17 protein-coding genes are annotated in these 23,162 nt (G+C 60.2%); 5 read left to right on the top strand and 12 right to left on the bottom strand.

What is annotated here, in order from left to right:
- Positions 1-188 precede the first annotated feature (188 nt).
- Both mqo and MMW58_RS13710 read right to left on the bottom strand, forming a co-directional pair.
- The gene (mqo, locus tag MMW58_RS13715) at positions 189-1,796 is read right to left on the bottom strand and encodes a malate dehydrogenase (quinone) (RefSeq protein WP_241723723.1); all 1,608 of its coding nucleotides are present in this window, start codon (positions 1,794-1,796) and stop codon (positions 189-191) included.
- 310 nt (positions 1,797-2,106) lie between these two features.
- Positions 2,107-3,027 (bottom strand): N-acetylmuramic acid 6-phosphate etherase, encoded by a 921-nt coding sequence (locus tag MMW58_RS13710; protein WP_241723600.1) that lies wholly within the window; start codon positions 3,025-3,027, stop codon positions 2,107-2,109.
- 174 nt (positions 3,028-3,201) lie between these two features.
- On the opposite strand from MMW58_RS13710, the gene MMW58_RS13705 reads away from it, so the two are divergent.
- Both MMW58_RS13705 and dcuR read left to right on the top strand, forming a co-directional pair.
- Entirely contained in the window at positions 3,202-4,821 is a 1,620-nt protein-coding gene (locus MMW58_RS13705; RefSeq protein WP_241723599.1) for a sensor histidine kinase, read from the top strand.
- Positions 4,818-5,537: a two-component system response regulator DcuR gene (gene dcuR / locus MMW58_RS13700; RefSeq protein WP_045858444.1), complete on the top strand. Its 720-nt coding sequence runs from the start codon at positions 4,818-4,820 to the stop codon at positions 5,535-5,537. The genes MMW58_RS13705 and dcuR overlap by 4 nt, the downstream gene beginning before the upstream one ends.
- On the opposite strand, the gene MMW58_RS13695 is transcribed toward dcuR, so the two are convergent.
- On the bottom strand, positions 5,518-6,471 hold the full coding sequence (locus MMW58_RS13695; RefSeq protein WP_241723598.1) for an FAD:protein FMN transferase: 954 nt from the start codon (positions 6,469-6,471) through the stop codon (positions 5,518-5,520). The two genes, dcuR and MMW58_RS13695, sit on opposite strands and share 20 nt — an antisense overlap.
- Before the next feature lie 54 nt (positions 6,472-6,525).
- Positions 6,526-9,303, bottom strand: a complete 2,778-nt coding sequence (locus MMW58_RS13690; RefSeq protein WP_241723597.1) for a flavocytochrome c — start codon at positions 9,301-9,303, stop codon at positions 6,526-6,528.
- Between the two features lie 634 nt (positions 9,304-9,937).
- Between MMW58_RS13690 and MMW58_RS13685 the strand changes: the two genes are divergently transcribed.
- Together MMW58_RS13685 and fumA are read left to right on the top strand one after the other, a co-directional pair.
- Entirely contained in the window at positions 9,938-11,449 is a 1,512-nt protein-coding gene (locus MMW58_RS13685) for an anion permease (RefSeq protein ID WP_241723596.1), read from the top strand.
- A 53-nt stretch (positions 11,450-11,502) separates the two neighbouring features.
- Positions 11,503-13,152 carry a class I fumarate hydratase FumA gene (gene fumA / locus MMW58_RS13680; protein ID WP_241723595.1) on the top strand — a complete coding sequence of 550 codons (1,650 nt, stop codon included), beginning with the start codon at positions 11,503-11,505 and terminating at the stop codon, positions 13,150-13,152.
- Between the two features lie 510 nt (positions 13,153-13,662).
- Here the strand turns inward: fumA and MMW58_RS13675 are convergent.
- From MMW58_RS13675 to MMW58_RS13665, 3 genes are read right to left on the bottom strand one after another with little or no spacing between them, the layout of a single operon-like run.
- A complete protein-coding gene (locus MMW58_RS13675; protein ID WP_133599608.1) occupies positions 13,663-15,198 on the bottom strand; it encodes a DHA2 family efflux MFS transporter permease subunit in 1,536 nt (511 codons plus the stop codon).
- Positions 15,199-15,208: 10 nt separating this feature from the next.
- On the bottom strand, positions 15,209-16,387 hold the full coding sequence (locus MMW58_RS13670) for an efflux RND transporter periplasmic adaptor subunit (RefSeq protein ID WP_241723594.1): 1,179 nt from the start codon (positions 16,385-16,387) through the stop codon (positions 15,209-15,211).
- Between the two features lie 24 nt (positions 16,388-16,411).
- Positions 16,412-16,867 carry a MarR family transcriptional regulator gene (locus MMW58_RS13665; RefSeq protein WP_133599606.1) on the bottom strand — a complete coding sequence of 152 codons (456 nt, stop codon included), beginning with the start codon at positions 16,865-16,867 and terminating at the stop codon, positions 16,412-16,414.
- Positions 16,868-17,116: 249 nt separating this feature from the next.
- Here MMW58_RS13665 and MMW58_RS13660 point away from each other — a divergent pair, with 249 nt between their 5' ends.
- Positions 17,117-18,742: a mechanosensitive ion channel family protein gene (locus tag MMW58_RS13660; protein ID WP_241723593.1), complete on the top strand. Its 1,626-nt coding sequence runs from the start codon at positions 17,117-17,119 to the stop codon at positions 18,740-18,742.
- 52 nt (positions 18,743-18,794) lie between these two features.
- Here the strand turns inward: MMW58_RS13660 and pcaC are convergent, their stop codons facing one another.
- Genes pcaC through MMW58_RS13635 form a run of 5 tightly spaced genes read right to left on the bottom strand, consistent with a single transcriptional unit; the run spans position 18,795 to position 23,162 of the window.
- The gene (gene pcaC, locus MMW58_RS13655) at positions 18,795-19,184 is read right to left on the bottom strand and encodes a 4-carboxymuconolactone decarboxylase (protein ID WP_241723592.1); all 390 of its coding nucleotides are present in this window, start codon (positions 19,182-19,184) and stop codon (positions 18,795-18,797) included.
- Complete coding sequence (gene pcaD / locus MMW58_RS13650) at positions 19,177-19,941, bottom strand: 3-oxoadipate enol-lactonase (RefSeq protein ID WP_159237015.1); 765 nt, start codon at positions 19,939-19,941, stop codon at positions 19,177-19,179. Before pcaD ends, pcaC begins: the two co-directional genes overlap by 8 nt.
- A complete protein-coding gene (locus MMW58_RS13645; RefSeq protein WP_241723591.1) occupies positions 19,931-21,283 on the bottom strand; it encodes a 3-carboxy-cis,cis-muconate cycloisomerase in 1,353 nt (450 codons plus the stop codon). The genes pcaD and MMW58_RS13645 overlap by 11 nt, the downstream gene beginning before the upstream one ends.
- Before the next feature lie 9 nt (positions 21,284-21,292).
- On the bottom strand, positions 21,293-22,495 hold the full coding sequence (gene pcaF, locus MMW58_RS13640; RefSeq protein WP_133599985.1) for a 3-oxoadipyl-CoA thiolase: 1,203 nt from the start codon (positions 22,493-22,495) through the stop codon (positions 21,293-21,295).
- A 10-nt stretch (positions 22,496-22,505) separates the two neighbouring features.
- Complete coding sequence (locus tag MMW58_RS13635) at positions 22,506-23,162, bottom strand: 3-oxoacid CoA-transferase subunit B (RefSeq protein WP_241723590.1); 657 nt, start codon at positions 23,160-23,162, stop codon at positions 22,506-22,508.

Here is a 23,162-nt window from a genome sequence, read left to right as displayed (position 1 = left end):
CGCCGCGGCTCACTATTTCTCGAATGAATTCAAGCCAGTATAACCGTAACGCCGGTAAATGCTTTAACGCAGAGCAAGGAATTGCCGAACGGGGCGTGAGGCGGCGCTGGCGCGGATAAGGCAAAAAAAATGCCGGTCAGCTGCTGAGCTGACCGGCATGACGCACGCGGGCGGAGTTAATACGGCGGCTACAGCGCCATATCGTGCTGCGGAGATTCCGCAGGCTTAAGCTCGGCAGACGGCGCGGCGGCGGCCTGGGAGTGGGTCATATCAATCACCGGCGGCTTGGTCAGCTGCAGCGTTGCGGCGGTATCGTCCCACACCTGCTGGGTCAGCGCCGGGCTGTCGTTCAGCTTCTGGCCATAGCTCGGCACGATCGCGTGGATGCGGCTCTGCCACTCCGCGGAGCTGAACTGCTGCGGGAACATCTGCTTGAGCACGTTCAGGGTAATCGGCGCGGCGGTAGAGGCGCCCGGAGAGGCCCCAAGCAGCGCGGAGATGGTTTTCTGCTCGTCGACCACCACTTCGGTCCCCAGCTTCAGCACTCCGCCCTTCTCGGCGTCTCTTTTAATGATCTGCACGCGCTGGCCGGCCTGAATCAGCTTCCAGTCCTCTTTACGCGCTGCCGGATAGTACTCTTTCAGCGCCGCAAAGCGGTCGTCGTCGCTGAGCATCACCTGGCTTACCAGGTATTTGACCAAATCGAAGTTGTCGAGACCGACGTGGGTCATCGGCAGAACGTTATCGGTGGTGGTAGTGCTCAGCAGGTCGAAGATCGAACCATTTTTGAGGAACTTAGTCGAGAAGGTCGCGAACGGCCCGAACAGCACCACGCGCTTGCCGTCAAGGAAGCGGGCGTCAAGATGCGGAACCGACATCGGCGGCGCGCCGACCGAGGCCTGGCCGTAAACTTTTTGCAGATGCTCTTGGGTCACCGCCGGGTTTTCGGTCATCAGGAAGGAGCCGCCTACCGGGAAGCCCGCGTAGTTATCAGCTTCCGGAATGCCGGTCTTTTGCAGTAATTTCAGCGCGCCGCCGCCGGCGCCGATAAAGACATATTTCGCGTCAATCGCCTGCTCGTCGCCGCTATTAACGTTCTTAATCGTCACGTGCCACGAATTATCGGCATTACGCTTAAAGGCGGTAACCTCAGAGGAGGTTTGCAGCGAGAAGTTATTACTTTTCTTCAGGCTGCCGATCAGCTGACGGGTTATTTCGCCGTAGTTAACGTCGGTCCCGACCGGAGTCCAGGTGGCCGCTACCTTTTGCTGCGGATCGCGCCCTTCCATCACCAGCGGCGCCCACTGTTTAATTTGCGCATGGTCGGTGGAGAATTTCATCCCCTGGAATAAAGCGGTTTGCTGCAGCGCGGTATAGCGCTTTTGCAGATAATCCACGTTATCGCCCCAGACGAAGCTCATGTGCGGGGTGGAATTAATAAAGGAGTGCGGATCGCGCAAAATGCCGCGCTTAACCTGCGCCGTCCAGAACTGACGGGAGATCATAAACTGTTCGTTGATATCCAGCGCCTTGCTGACGTCGATAGAGCCGTCCGCACGCTCTGGCGTGTAGTTCAGCTCCATGTTTGCCGAGTGGCCGGTACCGGCATTGTTCCAGCCGTTCGAGGACTCCAGCGCCACGCCGTCAAGCTTCTCTACCATCACCTGCTTCCAGTCCGGCTGAAGTTCCTGCAGCCAGGTCCCGAGCGAGGCGCTCATGATCCCGCCGCCAATCAGCAGAAAATCAGTTTTCTTTGCGGCGTCGGTATTTGCGTAGGTTGCCGTACTGACGAACATCGCCAGCGCGGTCAGGGATAAGATCGAGTTTTTTATTGCAGGCATAATAGAATTATCGCATAGCATAATGAAATAAGTGTAAACATGTTAACGCACTTTCATTATATTTTAAAATATCATTTACATTTTCCGCACAGTTAATCAATTATTTGATTTCACTTTTTTAACTTAAAAAACCAGAAAATGATTAATGAAATTAAAACGGGTCAACGCAGGGCGATAATTAGAGGGCTGGCGGCGCATGCGCCGGTTTATTTAGTTACATAAGGAAAAAATAGCGGCGCGCGGAATTATAGCGCGCCGCTGATAATTAACGCTGCGACTCTGCCAGCTGATGCGTTTTATCCCGTAACGCAATGCGCAGATGATCGTTGTTTTCCAGCAGCAGCTCCCGCGCCTGCCACGCATCAAGCCCGGCGAGCAGCATCAGAATCGCCGTCCGACAGTGCTGGTTGCAGGCGGCAAGCGCGGCTTTCGCCTCGCTGCGCGAACAGCCGGCGGCCTCCATAACGATGGCAATTTGCCGTTCAGCCCAGCGCGGGCTGCTGGCCTTCAGATCGACCCGCAGGTTGCTGAAGACCCTGCCGCCGCGAATGGCCAGCCCGGTGGTCAGCATGTTGAGCAGCTGCCGCTGCGCCAGCTGCGCTTTCGGGTTACCAAACCCCGCCACCGCTTCCGGGCCGGTTTGCGGCGCCACGATAATATCCGCCAGCTGCGCCGCTTCGCTATCCGCCTGCTGGGTCAGCACCGCAACCGGCGCGCCGAGCGACCAGGCGTGGCGCATCGCGCCCCACACCCACGGCGTTTTGCCGCTGACCGTCAGCGCCAGCAGCATATCGTTATCGCTGAACCGCAGCGCCTGCAGCTCAAGGGCGCCGAGATCGTAGTCGTTAGCGGCCGTTTCCATCTCCTGCAGCGCCGCCGCCGGCCCGCCGGCAATGAGCCCCACCAGGGAGTGTTTCTCCTCAGGTGCAAACTCGCTGACCGCCTGCAGGGCCGCGCGGCCGGATGCGCCGGCGCCGACAATCACCAGCCGCCCTCCGCGGCTCAGGGTCGCGGCGGCGTTATCGACCAGGCGGGTCATGTCTGCCAGACAGGCGTCGATGGCGTTGGCAATCTGCCGGCCGTCGGCGTGCAGCAGCGTCAGCATGTCATAGGTGGTAAGAGTATCGATGCGGCGGGTATCCGGGTGGCGTCGTTCCGTCATTGAAGCGGTTGGCTTACTGCTCATAAAAACCTCCATTTAAATAACTCCGTATTTACTATAGGGATATTTAACCTCGCCTCCTGCGAGTGGGGTCACGCTTCCCGGCTCCCGGCGGCGGGTTTATTGCTTTTTTACATGCCTTTAAGAAATTCACACCTTCAGCGATAATAGGCCTTCGCTGTTTACCCTGGGGTTGTTATGAACGAGTTAGCGGAGCAGGAACCGCCCGCACGCAGGCGCCGTAAGAGCATGAAGCTGAGTACCGCCGTGACGCTGATGATTGGCAGCGTGCTGGGGTCGGTGCTGCTGCTGGTGTACGCGCTGTGGTTTATCCAAATCAGTGATACCACCCGCGACGGGCTGAAGGACACCGCCCTGGCGGTGGCGCGAACGCTGGCCGATATGCCGGAAGTGAAGCGCGGCCTGACCCTGCCGGCGGACAGCAATATTATTCAGCCGCTGGCGCAGGCGATCGTTCGGCGCAACGATCTCCTGTTCGCGGTGGTCACCGATATGCAGGGCATTCGCTACTCGCACCCTAACAGCCAGATCATCGGCAAGCGGTTTATCGGCGATGACATTAATCCCACCCTGCAGGGAAAGGAGAACGTTGCCGTCAACCACGGCGTGCTGGCCCCCGCCCTGCGCGCCTTTACGCCGGTCTTTGACGCGAACCACCGGCAAATTGGCGTCGTGGCGATCGGGATTTCGCTCAGCAAGGTCGATACCCAGATAGCCAACAGCCGCTGGGACGTCCTCTTTACCGTACTCTTCAGCGCCCTGGTCTGCGGTATCGGAACCTGGAGCCTGGTGCGCGGCCTCAAGCGCGTGCTGCTCGGCCTCGAGCCACAGGAGATCTCCACCCAGTTCCAGCAGCGCCAGGCGATGCTGCATTCGTTAAAAGAGGGGGTGGTGGCGGTCGATAACGAGGGACAAGTCACCCTGATCAACCCCGCCGCGCGCGAAATTCTGTTCAGCGGCCCCGATAAAACCCTCGGCCATACGCCTCTGCTGGCGGATTTACAGGAGGTCCTGCGCACCGGGAGGCCCATCTACGACCGCGAGCTCGGCTGCAACGGCCTGCTGCTCATCAGCAACACCGTGCCGGTGCGCAGCCAGAATGCCACCGTCGGCGCCATCAGCACCTTCCGTGACAAAACCGAGGTCAGCCAGCTGCTGCAGCGCCTCGACGGCATGGTCAACTATGTGGATGCGCTGCGCACCACGTCCCATGAGTTTATGAATAAGCTGCACGTGATCCTCGGCCTGCTGAATATGAAAAGCTATGACAAGCTGGAGGAGTACGTGCTACAAACCGCCCACACCTATCAGGCGGATATCGGCGAAATCCAGCACCGCATCAAATCTCCGGTGGTCGCCGGCTTTTTGATTGGTAAAATCCAGCGCGCGAAAGAGCGCGGATTTAGCCTTAGCCTCGCGGAAGAGAGCCTCGTCCCCGACTGCCCGAACGAAAAGCAGATCACCGTGCTGGTCACCGTGCTGGGTAATTTGATTGAGAACGCGCTGGACGCCATGAGCGGCCAGCACGAGGGCGAAGTCAGCCTGTTGCTACACTATCAAAACGGCTGGTTAAGCGGCGAAGTGAGCGACGATGGCCCGGGGATCCCGGAGGCCAATATCGACGCCATCTTTAATAAAGGTTTCTCCACCAAAGGCGAGAATCGCGGCGTCGGCCTGTTTCTTGCCAGCCAGCAGCTGCGCGAACTGGGCGGGACGCTGGCCGTCGAGTCCGAACCCGGCGTATTTACTCAATTTTTTGTTCACCTTCCCTGGGATAGTAAAAGGAACAGCGCGTGATAAATGTATTAATTGTTGATGACGATGCCATGGTCGCCGAGCTGAACCGCCTGTACGTGGCGAGGATTTCCGGTTTCCGCTGCTGCGGCACCGCATCGACGCTGAATAAGGCCCGGGAGATGATTAACGACGGCGAGCTGGAGATCGATCTGGTGCTGCTCGACGTCTATATGCAGCATGATAGCGGCCTGGATCTGCTGCCGACTATTCGCGCCTCCGGCCGCGCCATCGACGTGATTATGATCACCTCCGCTGCCGATGCCGCAACCGTGCAAACGTCGATGCACTACGGCGTTATCGATTATCTGATTAAGCCCTTCCAGTTCCCGCGTTTTGAGGAGGCGTTAACCGCCTGGCGCGAGAAAAGAAAGCTGATGACCGGACAGACATATTATGAGCAGGCTGACGTTGACCGCCTGCTGCACGGCGACGCGCCGGAAGCCACCGACGCGCGCAAGCTGCCGAAGGGGCTCACTTCGCAAACGCTGCGCACGCTGTGCCAGTGGATCGATGCCCACCCGGCGACCGAGTTCTCCACCGACGAGCTGGCGGTGGCGGTGAATATTTCCCGCGTCTCCTGTCGCAAATATCTGATTTGGCTGGCGCAGATTAATATCCTCTACACCACCATTCACTACGGCGCCACCGGCCGCCCGGTCTACCGCTATCGGCTGGTCGCCGAGCAGTACGGCCTGCTCAAGCAGTACAGTCAGTGAGCCGATAGCCGCTATCCAGCAGCTGAAAGCGAAAGCGGCGCTGCGATGAGAGGATCACTTCGCGATTTTTAGTCACAAAAATCGCTTCAATATCCTCCCGTTGACGCAGCGCCGCGCGTCCCTTCTCCACGCCCAGGCCGTAGATCAGGGTGGTCCAGATATCGCCATCGAGGGAGTCGTCAGAAATGATGGTCACGCTCTCCAGCTCGTTATCCAGCGGATAGCCGCTGCGCGGGTCGAGAATATGGTGCCAGCGCCTGCCGTCCTGCTCGAAATAGCGCTCATAGACGCCGGAGGTCACCACCGACTGGCCGCTCACCGCAATCGTGCCCACCAGCTGGTCTGATGCGGCAAAGGGTTTTTTCAGCCCAATGGACCACTCCCCGAGGGTGTGCACGTTCCCCCCGAGGTTGATCAGCGCCGCGTCGACGCCCTGGCGCCGCAGGTCATCCCGCACCCGATCGGCAATATAGCCTTTCGCGATGGCGCCAAGGTCGATCTCCATGCCCGGCTGGGCAAGAAACACGCTGCCCGCCGCCTCATCGAGGATCACATCCTGCGGCCGGGTCAGCGGCAGGCGGGCGGCAATCTCCGCCGCCGCCGGCACGCTGTGCCCCTGAAAGCCGATGCGCCAGAGCTTGACCAGCGGGCCAATCGCCAGGTTGAAGGCGCTATCCCGCACCATGCTGGCGGCCTTCGCGCACTGGATCAGCTTAAACACCGGGCGGCTGACGGCAACCCCATGGCGGCCGGCGGCATGGTTAATCTCCATGACCTGGGAGTGAGCGCGGTTGACGGTAAGCAGGTCTTCGTAGCGTTTGATTAACTGGAAGGTACGGGAGGCGAGCGCGTCATCGTGACGGAACAGTTTAAGCAAAATGGGCGAACCCATTAACACGGCGGAGTAGCTATAGACGCGGCTGTCGTCAGACATGGTTGCAGCTCCTGTGGATGACCCCGGCGCGCGGCCGGGGCAAATCGCTAAATGTTATCCTCTGGCGCGTACTGCCGCCTGGTGGCCAGCCAGGGTACCAAAGATAATGATATCTGCCACCGCATTGCCGCCGATGCGGTTGCCGCCGTGGATGCCGCCGACCACTTCCCCGGCGGCGTAGGCGCCCGGAATCGGCTGCTGAGCGGTGTTTAACACCGCGGTCGCGGTATTAATCGTCACCCCGCCCATGGTGTGGTGAACACCCGGGGCGATGCGGATCGCGTGGAACGGCCCTTCGTTAATCGGCGCCCGCAGCGCGGTGGTGCGGCCAAAATCCTCATCGCGCTGGGTTTCAACAAAGCCGTTGTAGCGCTCAAGGGTGGCAAGGAAGGCATGGTAATCCATCCCCAGCTTCTCCGCCAGCTCGCGCGGGGAGCTGGCGCTGGTGGTGAGACCTTTGGCGATGTATTCATCGGCCGCCTTGTTTTTTGCCCGCACGTGCTCGTCAAAGACGATCCAGGCGTACTGCTCCGGCAGCGCGATAATCGCCGCCGAGACTTTATCCCGGGTCGCCATTTCGTTGTAGAAGCGCTGACCGCGCTGGCTCACCAGAATCGCCCCGCCGCCGCGAATCGACTCCGAAATCAGGTATGAGGTCTTCTGCTCAACGGTCGGGTGGATCTGGATTTCGCCCATATCCACGGTGCCGGCGCCGATGCGTTCCAGCAGCGCGATGCCGCCGCCGGTGGCTCCTTTATGGTTGGTGGTGACAAAACCGGCGAGGTCCGGACGGTATTTGACCACCATCGCGCTGTTGGCGCTGAAGCCGCCGGTGGCGACCACGACGCTCCTGGTCTGCACCTCGATGCGCTCCTGCTCGTCGTTGAGCAGACGCACGCCGCTCACCTCGTCGTTGGCCATCAGGATCTCTTCGACCGAGGTATCCAGCATCACGTCAATCCCGCGTTTGCTGATATTGCGCACCAGGCCGCTAATCAGATAGCCGCCGACCGCCGACCCGTCACGCGGACGGTGGGTACGGTCAATGCTCATCCCGCCGGTGGTGGTGATGTCGTTCAGCATGATCCCGCGACGGGCCAGCCACTCGATCGCCTCGGGGGCGTTCTCCACGAAGCGGCGCAGCAGCGCCGGGTTGTTTTTGTTGTGCCCGCCCTTCAGGCTCTCCTCGTAGAACAGCTCTTTGCTGTCGACGATCCCTTTTACCCGCTGGAAGCGCGTTTCCGCGGCGTTCATCCCGGCGGAGGCTTTAATGGTGTTGCCGCCGATAGTCGGCATTTTTTCAACGATCAGCACGCGGGCGCCTTCGTCGTGGGCCTGAATCGCCGCCGCCAGACCCGCGCCGCCGCTGCCGACCACCACCACGTCGTAGCTTTTCACCGCCCGATCGTCGCCGCCTTCCTCAACTGCCAGCGCTTTGCTCGATTTCAGCATCGCTTTGGATACCGCTTTTTTCACCGCTTCGCTTTGGCTGGTGGCGCCGGAGATGGCGTCAACGTGCGGGGTGTTGGCGGTCAAAATACGCTCGCGGATCTCTTCAAAGCTGGTGGTGAACTCCACGGTCTGTACCGCGGCAGAGGCCAGCTCAACGTCAGCGATGCGGTCGTTCTCAAGGCTGACGTGGATCACCAGCTCCCCGGCCTCATCCTGTACGCTTTCGACGAAGACGCCGGGCTTAAACTTCGCGTCGCCCATGCTCATATCGCGGATCATCGCTTCCACCAGCGAGAAGCGCCACAGCGGCTCCGGAATATGCAGGGCTTCACGCCGGGTGCTGTCGATAAACAGCTCCAGGTTTTCGCCATCGGCAACGCGGTCGGTCCAGTCCGGATAGGCGATGCAGGCCCGTCCGACGGCGATCAGATCGTAGCCGTGATCCACCCCCTGCTCGGCGTCCGCGGCGTTAACAATCCCGCCAACGCCCATCACCGGCACCTGCGCGAGGCTGGCGGAGCGCTGCGCGCAGTATTTTTCAATCAGCGGCGTCGGATCGCGGGTATCAACGATGGAGGGACGCAGCGAGGCGCCTACCGAGAAGTGCAGATAGTCGAGGCCCCGCGCCGCCAGCTTTTCCAGCAGATAGAGGGTGTCTTCAAAGCGGATGCCCGGCTCTTCCAGCTCTTCCGGCGAGAAGCGGTAGCCGATAATAAAAGCGTCATCAGCGTACTGGCCGGCCATTTTATGGGCGATCTCCAGCACCGCCAGCGGGAAACGGGCGCGGTTGTCGCGGCTGCCGCCCCAGCAGTCGTCGCGCTGGTTAGAGTTCGGGGAGTAGAACTGCTGGATAAGGTAGGTATTGGCGCCGTGGATTTCGACGCCGTCAAAACCGGCCTGAATCGCGCGGCGAACGCCGTCACCGAATTTCGCGATGGTCTCCTCGACTTCCTCTGTACTCAGCGCGCGCGGCATCGCGGCGCCGTCGCGCGGGGCGGCCAGCGCGCTCGGCGCGACCGGCTGGCGACCGCCGATTAGCTGCGGGTCGACCATCCGGCCGCCGTGATAGATCTGCAGGATGGCCTTCGACCCTTCCGCCTGGATGGCTTCGGCAATTTTGGCAAGGCCGGCAATTTTTTCATCACTGTCGATGCCAATGGCGCCAGGGAAGGCCAGGCCATAGCTATCGATAAAGCAGCACTCGACGATGATGGTCCCGATGCTGCCCGCACGGACGCGGTAGTACTCCACCAGCTCGCTGGTGACCGAGCCGTCATAATAGCCGGTACAGGTGGTCATCGGCGCCATAAACAGGCGGTTTTTTAGCTCAGTTCCGTTTGGTAAGGTAAAGGGCTGCAAAATACGTTGATTACTGGTCATAGTAACACTCCAGATTTTAAATATTGAAATTCAGAATTCGCTAAGGAATTTATTTTTGGTTGTGTTTTTAATTCCTGTTGTCATGTTAATAATATAGCGAATTTTTTAGTTACCAAATCACTTACGTTAGTTAAAAAACTATTTAATACCAACAATAACATCACTACTCCCATTGTATTATTATTTTAAAATACAACGTTTACACAAAGCATAATATTGATAACAAACAAGACACTTTTGTTAATAAAAACAAAATCACTCTTATCCATTTAAAACCAAACAAATCAACACTTTAAATAAATTCACCTTGTCGGATAAACGCTAAAAATCGACTAAAATTTAACATTTAGCGGTATTTCATACAAATAACCACCCTCACTACAGGGGTTATTGCGAAAAATAAAAAAAACGCCAGACCCCTGGATTTATTGATCTCAATCAATTGCAATTCGACATCAAAGAGCAATATATAAATAACAAACAGATTTAATTTAGCGCCATAAAAAATGCGTTAAATAACCGTCGCGGTGATAATAAAAACCAATGATTAATAACTAAAGAAAGTTTTGAAATTAAAGAAAGTAAAAATCACCGACGGCTCAAACTTATTTTCAACTACTTGCAGATACTCATTATGAAAGAGAAAAAGACAACCATATCGCCTGCCGGCGCAGCCAGTCCTAAGGCTGCTGATAAGCGTCGTCTGCTGATGATGGCGCTGCCCATTATCGTGGCCGTAATGCTGCTCTTCGTCCCGGTGCCTGACGGCCTTCCGCCCTATGCCTGGCACTACTTTGCCATTTTCGTCGGCGTGATCGTCGGCCTGATTTTCGAACCCCTTCCCGGGGCGGTGATCGGCATCACCGGGGTGGTGGTTATCGCCCTGTGCAGCCAGTGGCTGCTGTTCGACCCGGCGCAGCTGGCGGACCCCAAATTCAAGCTTGCCGGCGCCTCGTTTAAGTGGGCGGTCAGCGGATTTGGTAACTCTACCGTGTGGCTGATTTTCGGCGCCTTTATGTTTGCCGCGGGCTACGACAAAACCCAGTTTGGACGCCGTCTGGCGCTGATTCTGGTGAAGTACCTTGGCCGCCGCAGCCTGACGCTGGGCTACGCCATCACCTTTGCCGACCTGCTGCTGGCGCCCTTCACCCCGTCGAATACCGCCCGCAGCGGCGGGACCATTTACCCGATTATCGCCAACCTGCCGCCGCTGTATGGCTCTAAGCCTAACGACCCTAGCGCCCGCCGCATCGGCTCCTATCTGATGTGGGTCGCCATTACCGCCGCCTGTATTACCAGCTCGATGTTCCTTTCGGCGCTGGCGCCTAACCTGCTGGCGCTGGCGCTGGTGAAAAGTATCGTCGGTATCAATATCTCCTGGGGCACCTGGTTTATCGCCTTCCTGCCGGTGGGCGTGCTGCTGATTGCGGTGATGCCGCTGCTGGCCTACTGGTTCTATCCGCCGGAGGTGAAGGTCAATGATGAAGTGCCCCTGTGGGCCGCGCGCGAGCTGGAAAAGCTCGGCCGCCTGTCGCGTAATGAGATTCTGCTGCTGGTGTTCGTCTGCTTCGCGCTGACGATGTGGATCTTCGCCGCCGAGTGGATTGAGCCGGCGCTGGCGGCCCTGCTGGTTATCGTCCTGATGCTGTGGACCGGGGTCCTGTCATGGAACGATATCACCAATAATAAAGCGGCGTGGAATACCTTTGTCTGGTTCGCCACCCTGGTGGCGCTGGCGGATGGCCTCTCCTCCACCGGCTTTATCGCCTGGCTGGGTAAAGAAGGCGGCGCGCTGATGAGCGGTATCTCTCCGGGAGTCGCCACCATCTTGCTGCTGCTGGCGTTCTACCTGCTGCACTACCTGTTTGCCAGCACCACCGCCCATACCACCGCGCTGCTGCCGGCCATGCTGACCATCGCCTCCACCATTCCGGGTATGAATATGCAGGTATTCGTACTGCTGATGGTCACTTCGCTGGGCATTATGGGGATCATCACCCCGTACGGTACCGGCCCCAGCCCGATCTACTATGGCAGCGGCTATCTGCCGACCAAAGACTACTGGCGCCTCGGCACCATCTTCGGCGCCATCTTCCTGGCCGCCCTGCTGCTGATTGGCTATCCGTGGATGTCCATGATGTTCTGATTCACAACCGTCGGGGTCACTCCCGGCGGTTTTACTCTTAGGGAGCTTAAACAATGTCGACTAAACCGTTTGTTTATCAGGAAGCGTTTCCGCTGGCGAAAGATGAGACTGAATACTATCTGCTGAGCAAAGAGCACGTCAGCGTCGCCGGGTTCGAGGGCGAGGAGATCCTCAAGGTTGCGCCTGAAGCGCTCACTCTGCTGGCCCAGCAGGCCTTCCACGACGCGGCCTTTATGCTACGCGTCTCCCACCAGCAGCAGGTGGCGTCAATCCTGCTGGACCCGGAAGCCAGCGAAAACGACAAATACGTCGCCCTGCAGTTCCTGCGTAACTCCGAGATTGCCGCTAAGGGGATTCTGCCAACCTGCCAGGACACCGGCACGGCGATTATCATGGGTAAAAAAGGCCAGCGCGTATGGACCGGCGGCGGCGATGAGGCCGCGCTGGCGCGCGGGGTCTACAACACCTATACCGAAGATAACCTGCGCTATTCGCAGAACGCCGCCCTCGATATGTATAAAGAGGTCAACACCGGGACTAACCTGCCGGCGCAGATCGACCTCTACAGCGTTGACGGCGACGAATACAAATTCTTGTGCATGGCAAAAGGCGGCGGCTCGGCCAACAAAACCTATCTCTACCAGGAGACCAAGGCGCTGATCACCCCGGCAAAGCTGAAGGACTACCTCGTCGAGAAGATGCGCACCCTCGGCACCGCCGCCTGTCCGCCGTACCACATTGCTTTCGTCATCGGCGGAACCTCTGCGGAATCGACGCTGAAAACCGTTAAGCTGGCCTCCACCCACTATTACGACGGCCTGCCAACCGAAGGCAACGAGCACGGCCAGGCGTTCCGCGACGTGCAGCTCGAGCAGGAGCTGCTGCTGGCCGCCCAGAATCTCGGCCTCGGGGCGCAGTTCGGCGGCAAGTACTTTGCCCACGACATCCGCGTGATTCGCCTGCCGCGCCACGGCGCCTCCTGCCCGGTTGGGATGGGCGTCTCCTGCTCCGCCGACCGCAACATTAAGGCGAAAATCAACCGTCACGGGATCTGGATTGAGAAACTGGAGAGCAACCCCGGCCAGTACATCCCGGAAGCGCTGCGTCAGCAGGGTGAAGGCCAGGTCGTTAGCATCGACCTCAATCAGCCGATGAGCGACATCCTCGGGCAGCTTTCGGCCCATCCGGTTTCAACCCGCCTGACCTTGAACGGCACGATTATCGTCGCCCGCGATATCGCCCACGCGAAGCTCAAGGAGCTGCTGGATAACGGCGAGGCGCTGCCACAGTACGTTAAAGATCACCCGATCTACTACGCGGGTCCGGCCAAAACGCCGGACGGCTACGCTTCCGGTTCGCTGGGGCCGACCACCGCCGGGCGCATGGATTCCTACGTCGATCTGCTGCAGTCGCACGGCGCGAGCATGGTGATGCTGGCAAAAGGCAACCGCAGCCAGCAGGTGACCGACGCCTGCCACAAGCACGGCGGTTTCTATCTCGGCAGCACCGGCGGCCCGGCGGCGGTGCTGGCGCAGCAGAGTATTAAGAGCCTTGAGTGCGTGGCTTATCCGGAGCTGGGAATGGAGGCGATCTGGAAAATCGAGGTGGAAGACTTCCCGACATTTATCCTGGTGGATGATAAAGGCAACGACTTCTTCCAGCAGATCCAGAACCAGCAGTGTAACAGCTGTGCCCAGCGGTAATGTTGCCGGCTAAAGCCGGGCGCTGCGTGGTATCATTTAGCTAAGAGGTATTCCGTTCACCATACGTCAGGCAGAACATGCGGCCTCAATGCGAGGTGACCGGGTTAAGGGGAAGATAACCGTCTTCCCCTTAACAATCCCCGCGGTCCCGCACGGAAATCGGTGCTGCGCACTGCGCTCACCTCCCGGCCTGCAGCCTGCGGTCGGCTCAACTCGACCTGCTCGCCCGTTCCGGGGCTCGCTCCTGTCTCGATTCGCCTCTTGCCGCCATCCCTGGCGGCCAGCCCTTGTCTTCCGGCCTTCGGTTCGCCGATTTCAGCGGGGTCCAGGGCCCCGCTGCACGCCTTTTCGCCACCTGGCGTCCATCGTTGCGGATAGCAACAATGGCGGAGAGCAACAATGATTGAAACCATGCGGTGACCATGCGGACAGGCCGCTTTTATCGCCTCAGCTGTCCGGTGAGCTGAACACCGCCAGACCAGCAGACCCGCTTTTCGGCCCCGCTTGTTGCTAGTGGCCGGCCGAGGGCGCGCCCGGCGCTCCGGCGCGGCTGAACGGCGGACGGGCAAACCAGATAACCACGATCAGCGCCATAAAGCCCCAGCCTAACACCCAGAAATAGTCGATGGTCGACATCATATAGGCCTGCTGCTCGATGGTTTTATCGATCAGCGCCATATGCTGCTGGGTCGCTCCACCCATCTTCTCCACGTAATCCACCGCCGCCGGATTATAGGCGGAGACGCTTTCGGTCAGGTTGGCATGGTGGAACACCTCCCGCCGCGACCAGATCCAGGTGGTCAGCGAGGAGGCAAACGAGCCGCCCAGCACGCGGAAGAAGGTTGCCAGACCGGAACCTTCCGCCACCTCCGCCCCGCTGAGGTTCGACAGTACGATAGTGGTGATCGGCATAAAGAAAAACGCCACGCCGATCCCCATAAACAGCTGTACTTCGGCGATGGTGCGGAAATCGACGTCGGTGTTGAACTGCGCGCGAATAAGGCAGGAGGCCCCCATGGTCAGGAACGAGAGCGAAGCCAGAATACGCAGATCGAAATTATTGGCGTAGCGGCCAATAATCGGCGTCATCACCAGCGGCAGCACGCCCATCGGCGCGGCGGCAAGCCCGGCCCAGATGGCGGTGTAGCCCATCTGGGTTTGCAGCCACTGCGGCAGAATGATGTTGATGGCAAAAAACGCCGCGTAGCCCAGGGTCAGCGAGAGCGTACCGATAGCAAAGTTACGGTCCTTAAACAGCCGCAGGTTGACTATCGGGTGGCGCTCGCCCAGCTCCCAGATAACGAACGAAACCAGCGATATCGCCGAAATTACCGACATAATGACGATATGGATTGAGGCGAACCAGTCGAGGTCGTTGCCTTTATCCAGCACCACCTGCAGCAGCCCGACGCCAAGCACCAGCAGCGCGATGCCGATGTAGTCAATCGGCGCATGGGTGGTGGTCTCTTCACGCTCGCGCATCTGCGTCCAGACCACAATCGCGGCAAAGATGCCGATCGGCACGTTGATGTAGAAAATCCACGGCCAGGAGTAGTTATCGGTGATCCAGCCGCCGGTAATGGGGCCAACAATCGGCGCCACCACCGTCACCATCGACAGCAGAGCCAGCGCCATGCTGCGCTTGCTCGACGGGAAGATAACCAGCAGCAGCGTCTGGCACATCGGGAACATCGGCCCGGCGAAGAAGCCCTGCAGGGCGCGAAAGATAATCAGTTCGCTCATGCTGTGGGCAAACCCGCACAGGAACGAGGTCAGGGTAAACAGCACCACCGAGCCGATAAACAGCTTTAGCTGGCCGAAGCGCCGGGTAAACCAGCCGGTCAGCGGCAGCGCAATGGCGTTGCACACCGCAAACGAGGTGATAACCCACGTCCCCTGATCGGCACTCACCCCGAGGTTGCCGGCGATCGTCGGCAGCGCCACGTTGGCAATCGTGGAGTCCAGCACCTGCATAAACGTGGCCAGCGACAACGCGAGCACCGCCAGCCACATATTGGGCGGCGTAAATGCGGCCTTATCTTGCATAACGTCTCTCTTAACGGGCGCCGGCGGCTACCGCTTTGCTGTTGTCATGAAGGATTTTAGCCACCAGCTGGTCCGCCTGTTCCAGCGGGTTCTGATACACATCCGTGGTGAAACGCGGGGCGCTAACGGTTTGCTGCGGCAGCAGATGGCCGTCGGTATCGCGAATATCAACGCGAACGTTCATCGACAGCCCCACGCGCAGCGGGTTTTTCTGCATATCATGCGGGTCCAGCGCGATGCGCACCGGCAGACGCTGGACGATTTTGATCCAGTTGCCGCTGGCGTTCTGCGCCGGCAGCAGCGAAAACGCGCTGCCGGTGCCGATGCCCAGGCTCTCAATGGTGCCGTGGTACTCCACGTCGTCGCCGTAGAGGTCCGCGCTGAGCGTCACTTTCTGCCCCAGGCGCATCCCGCTCATCTGGCTCTCTTTGAAGTTGGCATCGACCCACACCTCATTCAGCGGCACGATAGCCATCAGGGTGGTCCCCGAATCGACGCGCATGCCGAGCTGGACCGCGCGTTTGGCCACGAAGCCGCTGACCGGGGCAACGATGGTGCTGCGCGAATTATCCAGATAGCGCTGGCGCAGCGTGGCTACCGCACTTTTAATTTCAGGATGGCTGTCGATAACCGTATCGTCAACCATCGCGGTATTGGTGCGTAACGCCTCCTGAGCGGCGGCTAAGTCGCTCTGCGCGCTGGTGACCGCGTCGCGATAGTGGGAGAGATCTTCCGCCGCGATGGCGCCGCTCTGGAAGATTTTCTGCCGCCGGGCGTAGTCGTTTTGCGCCGTCTGCAGGGCGACCCTTTTCGCCGCCACCTGCGCGCGGTAGTTATCCGCCGTGCTGTAGAGACCGCGAACCTGGCGCACGGTGTTGGCCAGATTAGCCTCCGCCTGCTGCAGCGCAATTTCGGTATCGCTCGGGTCAAGCAGCACCAGCGGCTGCCCCTTCTGCACAAAATCCCCCTCGTCCACCGTGACCTGGGTCACCGTACCGCCGATTTGCGGAGTGAGCGTCACCTGGTTGCCGTTAACGTAGGCATCGTCGGTCGATTCATAGTAGCGGGCGTACAGCAGGTACCATGCCACGCCGCCGCCGGCGGCCAGAAGCAGAATAATCAGTAAAATAATAAAGTTGCGTTTGCGCTTGCTGCCGCGCTCGGCGTGCTGTGCAGGTGTGGTTTCCATCTTGTCCGGACCTTCTTGAATACGTTAGCGATGAGGGGCAACAATTTCGTCTGGCAGCATTTTTGTCATTAGCTCTACCAGTAAACGAGACTCGTCGGGGGTCAGTCGGGCGGTAAGGTCGCTGATGATTGACGCCAGCGCTTCATTAACAAAGCGCTCGCAAATCAGCTCGCCTTTGCCGCTCAGCGCCAGCACGACCTGCCGCTTATCCTGCGGATTAGGCGAACGGCTGATGAGATCGCGCTTGACCATCCGATCCACCATGCGGCTCATCGCCCCGGCGTCCATGACCAGATTTTTGCTGATCTCAACCGGACTGGTGACGCCCTTATAGATGCTGATCAGCACCTTAAACTGGGCGGCCGTGATATCCATGCCGGAGAAATACTGGCTAATGAGCTGATCTTTATACTGGTTTGCCAGATGGATTAATAAACCCAGATGGAACTTGTTATTGATAATACCCGGATGCTTATTCATGATATTTGCCTGGTCAGTAATTACAAATGAAATTACTGACCAGGCATTTATTTGTCAATGCTGTGTCAAGAAGATCGCACATTTTGTCAGGATGGCGCCTCCTCAGCCGCGCGCTAAGCGCCGGTGCGCCCCTGCCAGACGGCTCTTGAATTCGCCTGCCCCTCGGCTATGCTCAAAGCAGGTCCACGCCAGACGGTGCGCTGGACCGCCTGAAAAATAACAAAAATATTCGCTTTCCGGGTGCGGCTTATGAACAGAGTACGGGCGTTGTTTTTGGCATGGTTGGCGCTGCTGCTGGCGCTCCCGCTTCACGCCGCCGAGCCGCGCGAGCAGCCGACGGATCGCGAGCGGGCGCGCACGGTATTTATCTTCCACCAGCCGATCGTCATGCTGCAGGCAACCTTCGGCCAGACCACCCCCGAAGAGCGCGTGCTGCGGGTACGTAATACCCTGCGCGCCTTCACGGAAGCCGACATCAGCCAGCCGCTGCAGGTGGTGGCGGTTACCCGCTACAACCTGCCTGGCCGCCTGTTTATGATGAACAACAAACCGGTGATGCTGCTCAGCCAGGCCGATCTTGATGAAGGCGACGATCTGACCCTCGATCGGGCGGCGCAGCGCGCGCTCACCCGGATTGAGGCGCAGCGAACCTCCCTGCGCGAACAGTACAACCGCTCATATCTGCTGCTGTCGGCCGGCAAAACCCTGGCCGGGGCCCTGGCTCTGGCCCTGCTTTACTACGCCGCGTACCGTTCGTGGCGGCGGGTGCGGCGTTTTTTCACTCTGCGCATTCTCGAGAAACGCAGCTGGATCCCGCAGAACTGGCGGCGCTTCCTCGGCAATATTGAAACCCGGCTCTATGCCCTGCTGATGGCGCTGCTCGGCATTCTGGCGCTTTACGCCTGGCTGAGCTGGGCCTTCGGCCTCTTTCCGTGGACCCGCGTGTGGAGCGAATCGCTGGGCGAGTGGTCGCTGAAAGTTATCCAGGAGATTGCCCTGTCGATACTCTCTTCGCTGCCCGGTCTGCTGATTGTGCTGATTATCTTCCTGATAACCTGGTTTATTATCCGCCTGGTCAAGGTTTTGCTCGGCCAGGTTGAAGCCGGCCGCCTGCATATCCCCGGCCTGCACCCGGAGACCGTCGGCGCCACCCGCAGGCTCATCTCCGCGGCAATCTGGCTTTTTGCCCTCTCCGCCGCTTACCCTTTTCTCCCCGGGGCTAATTCGCTGGCCTTTAAGGGCATCAGCGTTTTTTTCGGCCTGATGTTAACCCTGGGCTCAACCGGCATCATGAATCATGCGATGAGCGGGCTGGTGCTGATTTACTCGCGCGCGCTGCATAAAGGGGACTGGATCCGCATCGCCGGCGATGAGGGCCAGGTCAGCGAAATCGGCATGCTGGCAACCAAGATCCAGACCCGTGAAAATTACATCGTCACCGTCCCCAACGCGGTGGTGGTGAGCGGCAAGATCGTTAACCTCAGCGCGCAGGACCCCGGCCAGGGGGTTAACCTTACCGTTAGCGTGACGATTGGTTACGATACGCCGTGGCGCCAGGTCTGCGCCCTGCTGGAGCTGGCGGCGCACCGCGCTGAGGGCATCGACCCTGACCAGCCGCCAAAAGTGCGCAAGCTGGCGCTGATGGACTGGTACGCCTCCTACGAGCTGCAGGTGCGGCTGCTTGCCGAAACCACCGTACCAGAAGGTCGTAATGCGCTGCACGGCAGCGTGCTGGACGTGTTCAACGAGTTTAACGTGCAGATAATGTCGCCTAACTTTGTCCTGCAGCCGAAGGAGCCGGTGGTGGTGGCGAAGGAAAACTGGTACGCCGCGCCGGCGGCCGCGCCGGAAGAGATAAACAAAAAAGAGGGTTAACGCGAGGAGAGCCGGCCGTAAACGCCCGCGGCCGGCCTGAGAACGCGGGCGCCTAGGCCCGCTGCGCGTCCAGATCGTCAAACACCTGCTGCGCCAGATGCATCGTGGCGTTGGCCGCAGGCAGACCGCAGTAGAGCGCGGAGTGCATAATCAGCTCCTTGAGCTCATCGCGGGTCACGCCGTTATTAAACGCAGCGCGCAGATGCATTTTAAGCTCCGCTTCGCGATTAAGCGCGATCAGCATCGCGATGGTGATCATGCTGCGAGTATGGCGATCCAGCCCCGATCGGGTCCAGGTTTCACCCCACGCGTAGCGGGTAATAAAGTCCTGAAACTCTTCATTGAGCGGGGTCAGCTTATCCAGCGTGCGGTCGACGTGGGCATCGCCCAGCACCTGACGTCGTACCGCCATTCCCTGCTGATAACGCGCCTTGTCATCCATGCTGCTCTCCCCGGAAGAATCCCAGTAATGCGGCGCTGAATGCCCCCGCCGCTTCGATATTAGACAGATGCGATGCGGAGACTACCACCACCTGCGAGGCGGGGATCTGCTGATGGAGAAAGTTGGCATCCGCCACCGTCGTGACAGGGTCACTTTCCCCGGCGATAATCAGGGTTGGCAGACTAATGTGCCCGACTTCACTGCGCAGGTCGGCCGCCGCCAGCGCTTCACAGCAGGCGGCATAGCCCTCGGCATCGCTATGGGTCAGCTGATGGCACAGGGATTCGACCACCTCCGGCGCCTTCTGGCGAAAGGCGTGGCTAAACCAGCGGTCCGCCGCGCCGGCGGCCACCACGTCCATCCCCTCCTGGCGGACGGCTCGCGCCCGCGAGAGCCAGCTGGCCTGATCGCCAATTCGCGCGGCGGTATTGGCCACCGCAATGGCGTAAAATCGCTCCGGGGCGAAACGTCCCAGCCACAGTCCGGTCAGCCCGCCCATCGAAATCCCGCAAAACCAGGCTTTCTCTATCTGCAGGTGATCGAGCAGCGCAATAACGTCTTCGCCAAGCTGGGCGAGGGTCACTTTACCGCTTTTAGCGGTCTGACCATGACCGTGAGTGTCGTAACGCAGCACGCGAAACCGCGCGGTTAGCGCGCCAAGCTGCGGCTGCCACATCGACCGGGTGGTGCCCAGCGAGTTAGAAAGAACGATAACCGGCGCACCTTCCGGGCCGTCAATCTGGTAATCAAGGTTCATCATGTTGTTCCTTGTAACGCGCCACGACCTGGCGCACAAAAATTTCCGCACTGCCGGTAGCCGTTGTCGGGTCCAGCAGCTGGGTTAAACGGGCTACGCTAAGATGCTGGCTGACCTGAGGGTCGTTTTCCAGTAGCGCCTGCAGCGGGCGCGACTGGTCAATTGCCTGGCGGCACAGCGCCTCGACCCGATGATGGGCGTCGGCTTTACCGATAAACTCCGCCAGCGCCAGGGTCACCGCTTCGGCCATAATCAGGCCGTGGGTAATATCGAGATCGGCGCGCATTTTTTGCGGGAACACCTGCATATCGCGCGCCAGCTCAACGCACTGTTCCAGCGCGCCGCCGACGAGGGTAATCAGCTCCGGGAGCGTCTCCCACTCCGCCTGCCAGCCGCCGAGCGCGCGCTCGTGCTGCTGAACCTGGCCGGCATACAGGCAGGCCACCAGGCCCGGCGTACGCTGGGCCGCCGTGAGGATCGCCGCGCAGCCGACCGGGTTACGCTTGTGCGGCATCGTCGACGAACCGCCGCGGCCCTCCGCGACCGGCTCCGCAACTTCGGCAACTTCCGTCTGCATCAGCAACGAGAAGTCGTTGGCAAATTTTCCCAGCGTCCCGCAGACTCCGGCGTACCAGGCCCCCACTTCCAGCAGCCGATCGCGCTGGCTGTGCCACGGAGCGTCCGGCAGCGTCAGGCCAAGCTCGGTCGCCAGCCGCCCGGCGATCTCCGGTCCGTGCCCTTTTAGCGAGTCGAGGGTGCCCGCCGCGCCGCCAAACTGCAGCACCAGCACGCGGGGGCGCATTTCTCGCAGCCGCTGCTGCCAGCGCAGCAGCGCATCGAGGGTACCCGCCAGCTTCAGGCCAAAGGTCACCGGCAGCGCGTGCTGCATCCAGGTGCGCCCCGGCATCACCGTATGCTGATGCCGCAGCGCCTGCCGCGCAAATTCAGCCATCAGGCGCTGCAGCAGCGAATCGGTCTCCGCCAGCGCGCCGCGCAGCTGCAGAATCAGACCGCTGTCGATAGCATCCTGGCTGGTAGCTCCCCAGTGGACGTAGCGCGCGGCCTCCGGGTCCGCGGCCTTCACGCAGGCGGTGAGCTGTTTGACCAGCGGGATCGCCAGGTTACCGGCGCGGGCCGCCGCCTCACCCAGCGCGGAGAAATCGATAAGCGAATGCCGGCAGGCGTTGACCACCGGCGCGACGGCCGCCTCGGGCACCGTCCCGCAGGCGGCCTGGGCGCGGATCAGCGCCGCTTCAAAATCCAGCATCCCCTGTACCCGCTGCGCGTCGCTAAACCAGGCCGTTAGCGGGCTGCTGCGCATCATCGGGGTCAGCAAACTCATTTTGGCTCCTTAAACGCGTTCAATAATCAGCGCAATTCCCTGGCCGACGCCGATACACATGGTGCACAGCGCGTAGCGCCCGCCGGTGCGCCGCAGCTGATAGGCGGCGGTCATCGCCAGCCGCCCGCCGGAGGCGCCCAGCGGATGGCCTAAGGCAATCGCCCCGCCGTTGGGGTTAACGTGCGCGGCGTCGTCGGGCAGGCCTAAATCGCGCGTCACCGCCAGCGCCTGAGCGGCAAAGGCTTCGTTCAGTTCAATCACGTCCATCTGCGCCAGCGTCAGCCCGGTCAGCGCCAGCACTTTACGTACTGCCGGAGCCGGACCGAAGCCCATAATTCTTGGCGCGACCCCGGCGGTCGCCACCCCGACAACGCGCGCCAGCGGCTGCAGGTCGTTCGCCGTCAGCGCCTGCTCGCTGGCCAGCAGCAGCGCGCAGGCCCCGTCGTTGACCCCGGACGCGTTGCCGGCGGTCACCGAACCGTCGGCGCGCACCACGCCTTTTAGCTTCGCCAGCGCCTCCAGCGAGGTGCTGCGCGGGTGCTCATCGCGGGTAAACAGCAGCGGCTCGCCCTTACGCTGCGGGATCGAGACCGCAATCAGCTCATCGGTAAAGCGCCCTGCTTCCTGCGCCTCCGCGGTTCGCCGCTGGCTTCGCAGGGCGAAAGCGTCCTGGTCCGCGCGCGAAATCGCGAAATCAGCGGCCACGTTTTCGGCGGTTTCCGGCATCGAATCGACGCCGTACAGCGCCTTCATTCGCGCGTTGATAAAGCGCCAGCCGATAGTGGTATCTTCAATCTGCATGCTGCGGCTATAGGCGTTTTCGGCCTTGCCCATGACGAAGGGCGCGCGCGACATGCTCTCTACTCCGCCGGCAATCATCAGCTGAGTCTCGCCGCTTTTGATTGCCCGCGCTGCGACGCCGATCGCATCAAGGCTCGAGCCGCACAGACGGTTTATGGTGCTGCCCGGAACCGTTTCCGGAAGCCCGGCCAGCAGCAGGGCCATGCGCGCGACGTTGCGGTTATCTTCGCCGGCCTGGTTTGCACAGCCGTAAATCACGTCATCGATGCGCGAAGGATCCAGTCCCGGATTGCGCTCCAGCAGCGCCTTGAGCGGCAGCGCGCCTAAATCATCGGCGCGCATCGGCGCCAGGGTGCCCGCAAAACGACCGAAGGGTGTACGCACCGCATCACAGATAAATGCCTGATTCATCATAGGTTCCTTACGCGCTTTTCGCCAGATGTTCGAAGGTCAACGCCACCGGAGTGATGCGCTGCAGCTCCTCAAAAGAGAGGCCGTTGAAGAGTTCCCGCACCACCGGGCCGCCGGGGGTGATATCGATAACCGCGAGATCGGTGTAAATTCGGCTGACGCAGCCAACGCCGGTCAGCGGATAGCTGCAGTGCTCGACCAGCTTGCACTCGCCGTCGCGGGTCAGATGATCCATCATCACGAAGACCTGACGGGCGCCGATAGCCAGGTCCATCGCCCCGCCTACGGCCGGGATCGCGTCCGGCGCTCCGGTGCTCCAGTTGGCGAGGTCGCCGCGGGCAGAGACCTGATAGGCTCCGAGCACGCAGATATCGAGGTGGCCGCCGCGCATCATGGCAAAGGAGTCGCCGTGGTGGAAGAAACAGCCGCCTTTGAGCAGCGTGACGTACTCTTTCCCGGCGTTAATCAGCTCCGGGTCCTCTTCGCCGGGCTGCGGCCTGCCGCCCATGCCCAGCAGGCCGTTTTCACTGTGCAGGAACACCTCTTTATCCGTGGGCAGATAGTTGGCGATGCGGGTCGGTAAACCGATACCGAGGTTCACATAGGCCCCTTCCGGGATATCGCGCGCCACGCGCTGGGCCATTTCATCACGAGTTAATTTTTGCAT

This window comes from Klebsiella sp. HC6 (assembly GCF_022605325.1).
Taxonomy (GTDB): Bacteria; Pseudomonadota; Gammaproteobacteria; order Enterobacterales; family Enterobacteriaceae; genus Klebsiella; species Klebsiella terrigena.
The sequence above is the reverse complement of the archived record's forward strand: the minus strand, read 5'-3'. Positions and strand labels throughout refer to the sequence as shown.

Bases quoted from the DNA above. Each gene is read 5' to 3' on its own strand.
- MMW58_RS13635 (WP_241723590.1), bottom strand. From the start codon at position 23,162: ATGCAAAAATTAACTCGTGATGAAATGGCCCAGCGCGTGGCGCGCGAT.
- MMW58_RS13685 (WP_241723596.1), top strand. From the start codon at position 9,938: ATGAAAGAGAAAAAGACAACCATATCGCCTGCCGGCGCAGCCAGTCCT.
- MMW58_RS13710 (WP_241723600.1), bottom strand. From the start codon at position 3,027: ATGAGCAGTAAGCCAACCGCTTCAATGACGGAACGACGCCACCCGGAT.
- mqo (WP_241723723.1), bottom strand. From the start codon at position 1,796: ATGTTCGTCAGTACGGCAACCTACGCAAATACCGACGCCGCAAAGAAA.
- MMW58_RS13665 (WP_133599606.1), bottom strand. From the start codon at position 16,867: ATGAATAAGCATCCGGGTATTATCAATAACAAGTTCCATCTGGGTTTA.
- MMW58_RS13695 (WP_241723598.1), bottom strand. From the start codon at position 6,471: ATGTCTGACGACAGCCGCGTCTATAGCTACTCCGCCGTGTTAATGGGT.
- MMW58_RS13690 (WP_241723597.1), bottom strand. From the start codon at position 9,303: ATGACCAGTAATCAACGTATTTTGCAGCCCTTTACCTTACCAAACGGA.
- fumA (WP_241723595.1), top strand. From the start codon at position 11,503: ATGTCGACTAAACCGTTTGTTTATCAGGAAGCGTTTCCGCTGGCGAAA.
- pcaF (WP_133599985.1), bottom strand. From the start codon at position 22,495: ATGAATCAGGCATTTATCTGTGATGCGGTGCGTACACCCTTCGGTCGT.
- pcaC (WP_241723592.1), bottom strand. From the start codon at position 19,184: ATGGATGACAAGGCGCGTTATCAGCAGGGAATGGCGGTACGACGTCAG.
- MMW58_RS13705 (WP_241723599.1), top strand. From the start codon at position 3,202: ATGAACGAGTTAGCGGAGCAGGAACCGCCCGCACGCAGGCGCCGTAAG.
- MMW58_RS13670 (WP_241723594.1), bottom strand. From the start codon at position 16,387: ATGGAAACCACACCTGCACAGCACGCCGAGCGCGGCAGCAAGCGCAAA.
- MMW58_RS13675 (WP_133599608.1), bottom strand. From the start codon at position 15,198: ATGCAAGATAAGGCCGCATTTACGCCGCCCAATATGTGGCTGGCGGTG.
- MMW58_RS13660 (WP_241723593.1), top strand. From the start codon at position 17,117: ATGAACAGAGTACGGGCGTTGTTTTTGGCATGGTTGGCGCTGCTGCTG.
- pcaD (WP_159237015.1), bottom strand. From the start codon at position 19,941: ATGAACCTTGATTACCAGATTGACGGCCCGGAAGGTGCGCCGGTTATC.
- MMW58_RS13645 (WP_241723591.1), bottom strand. From the start codon at position 21,283: ATGAGTTTGCTGACCCCGATGATGCGCAGCAGCCCGCTAACGGCCTGG.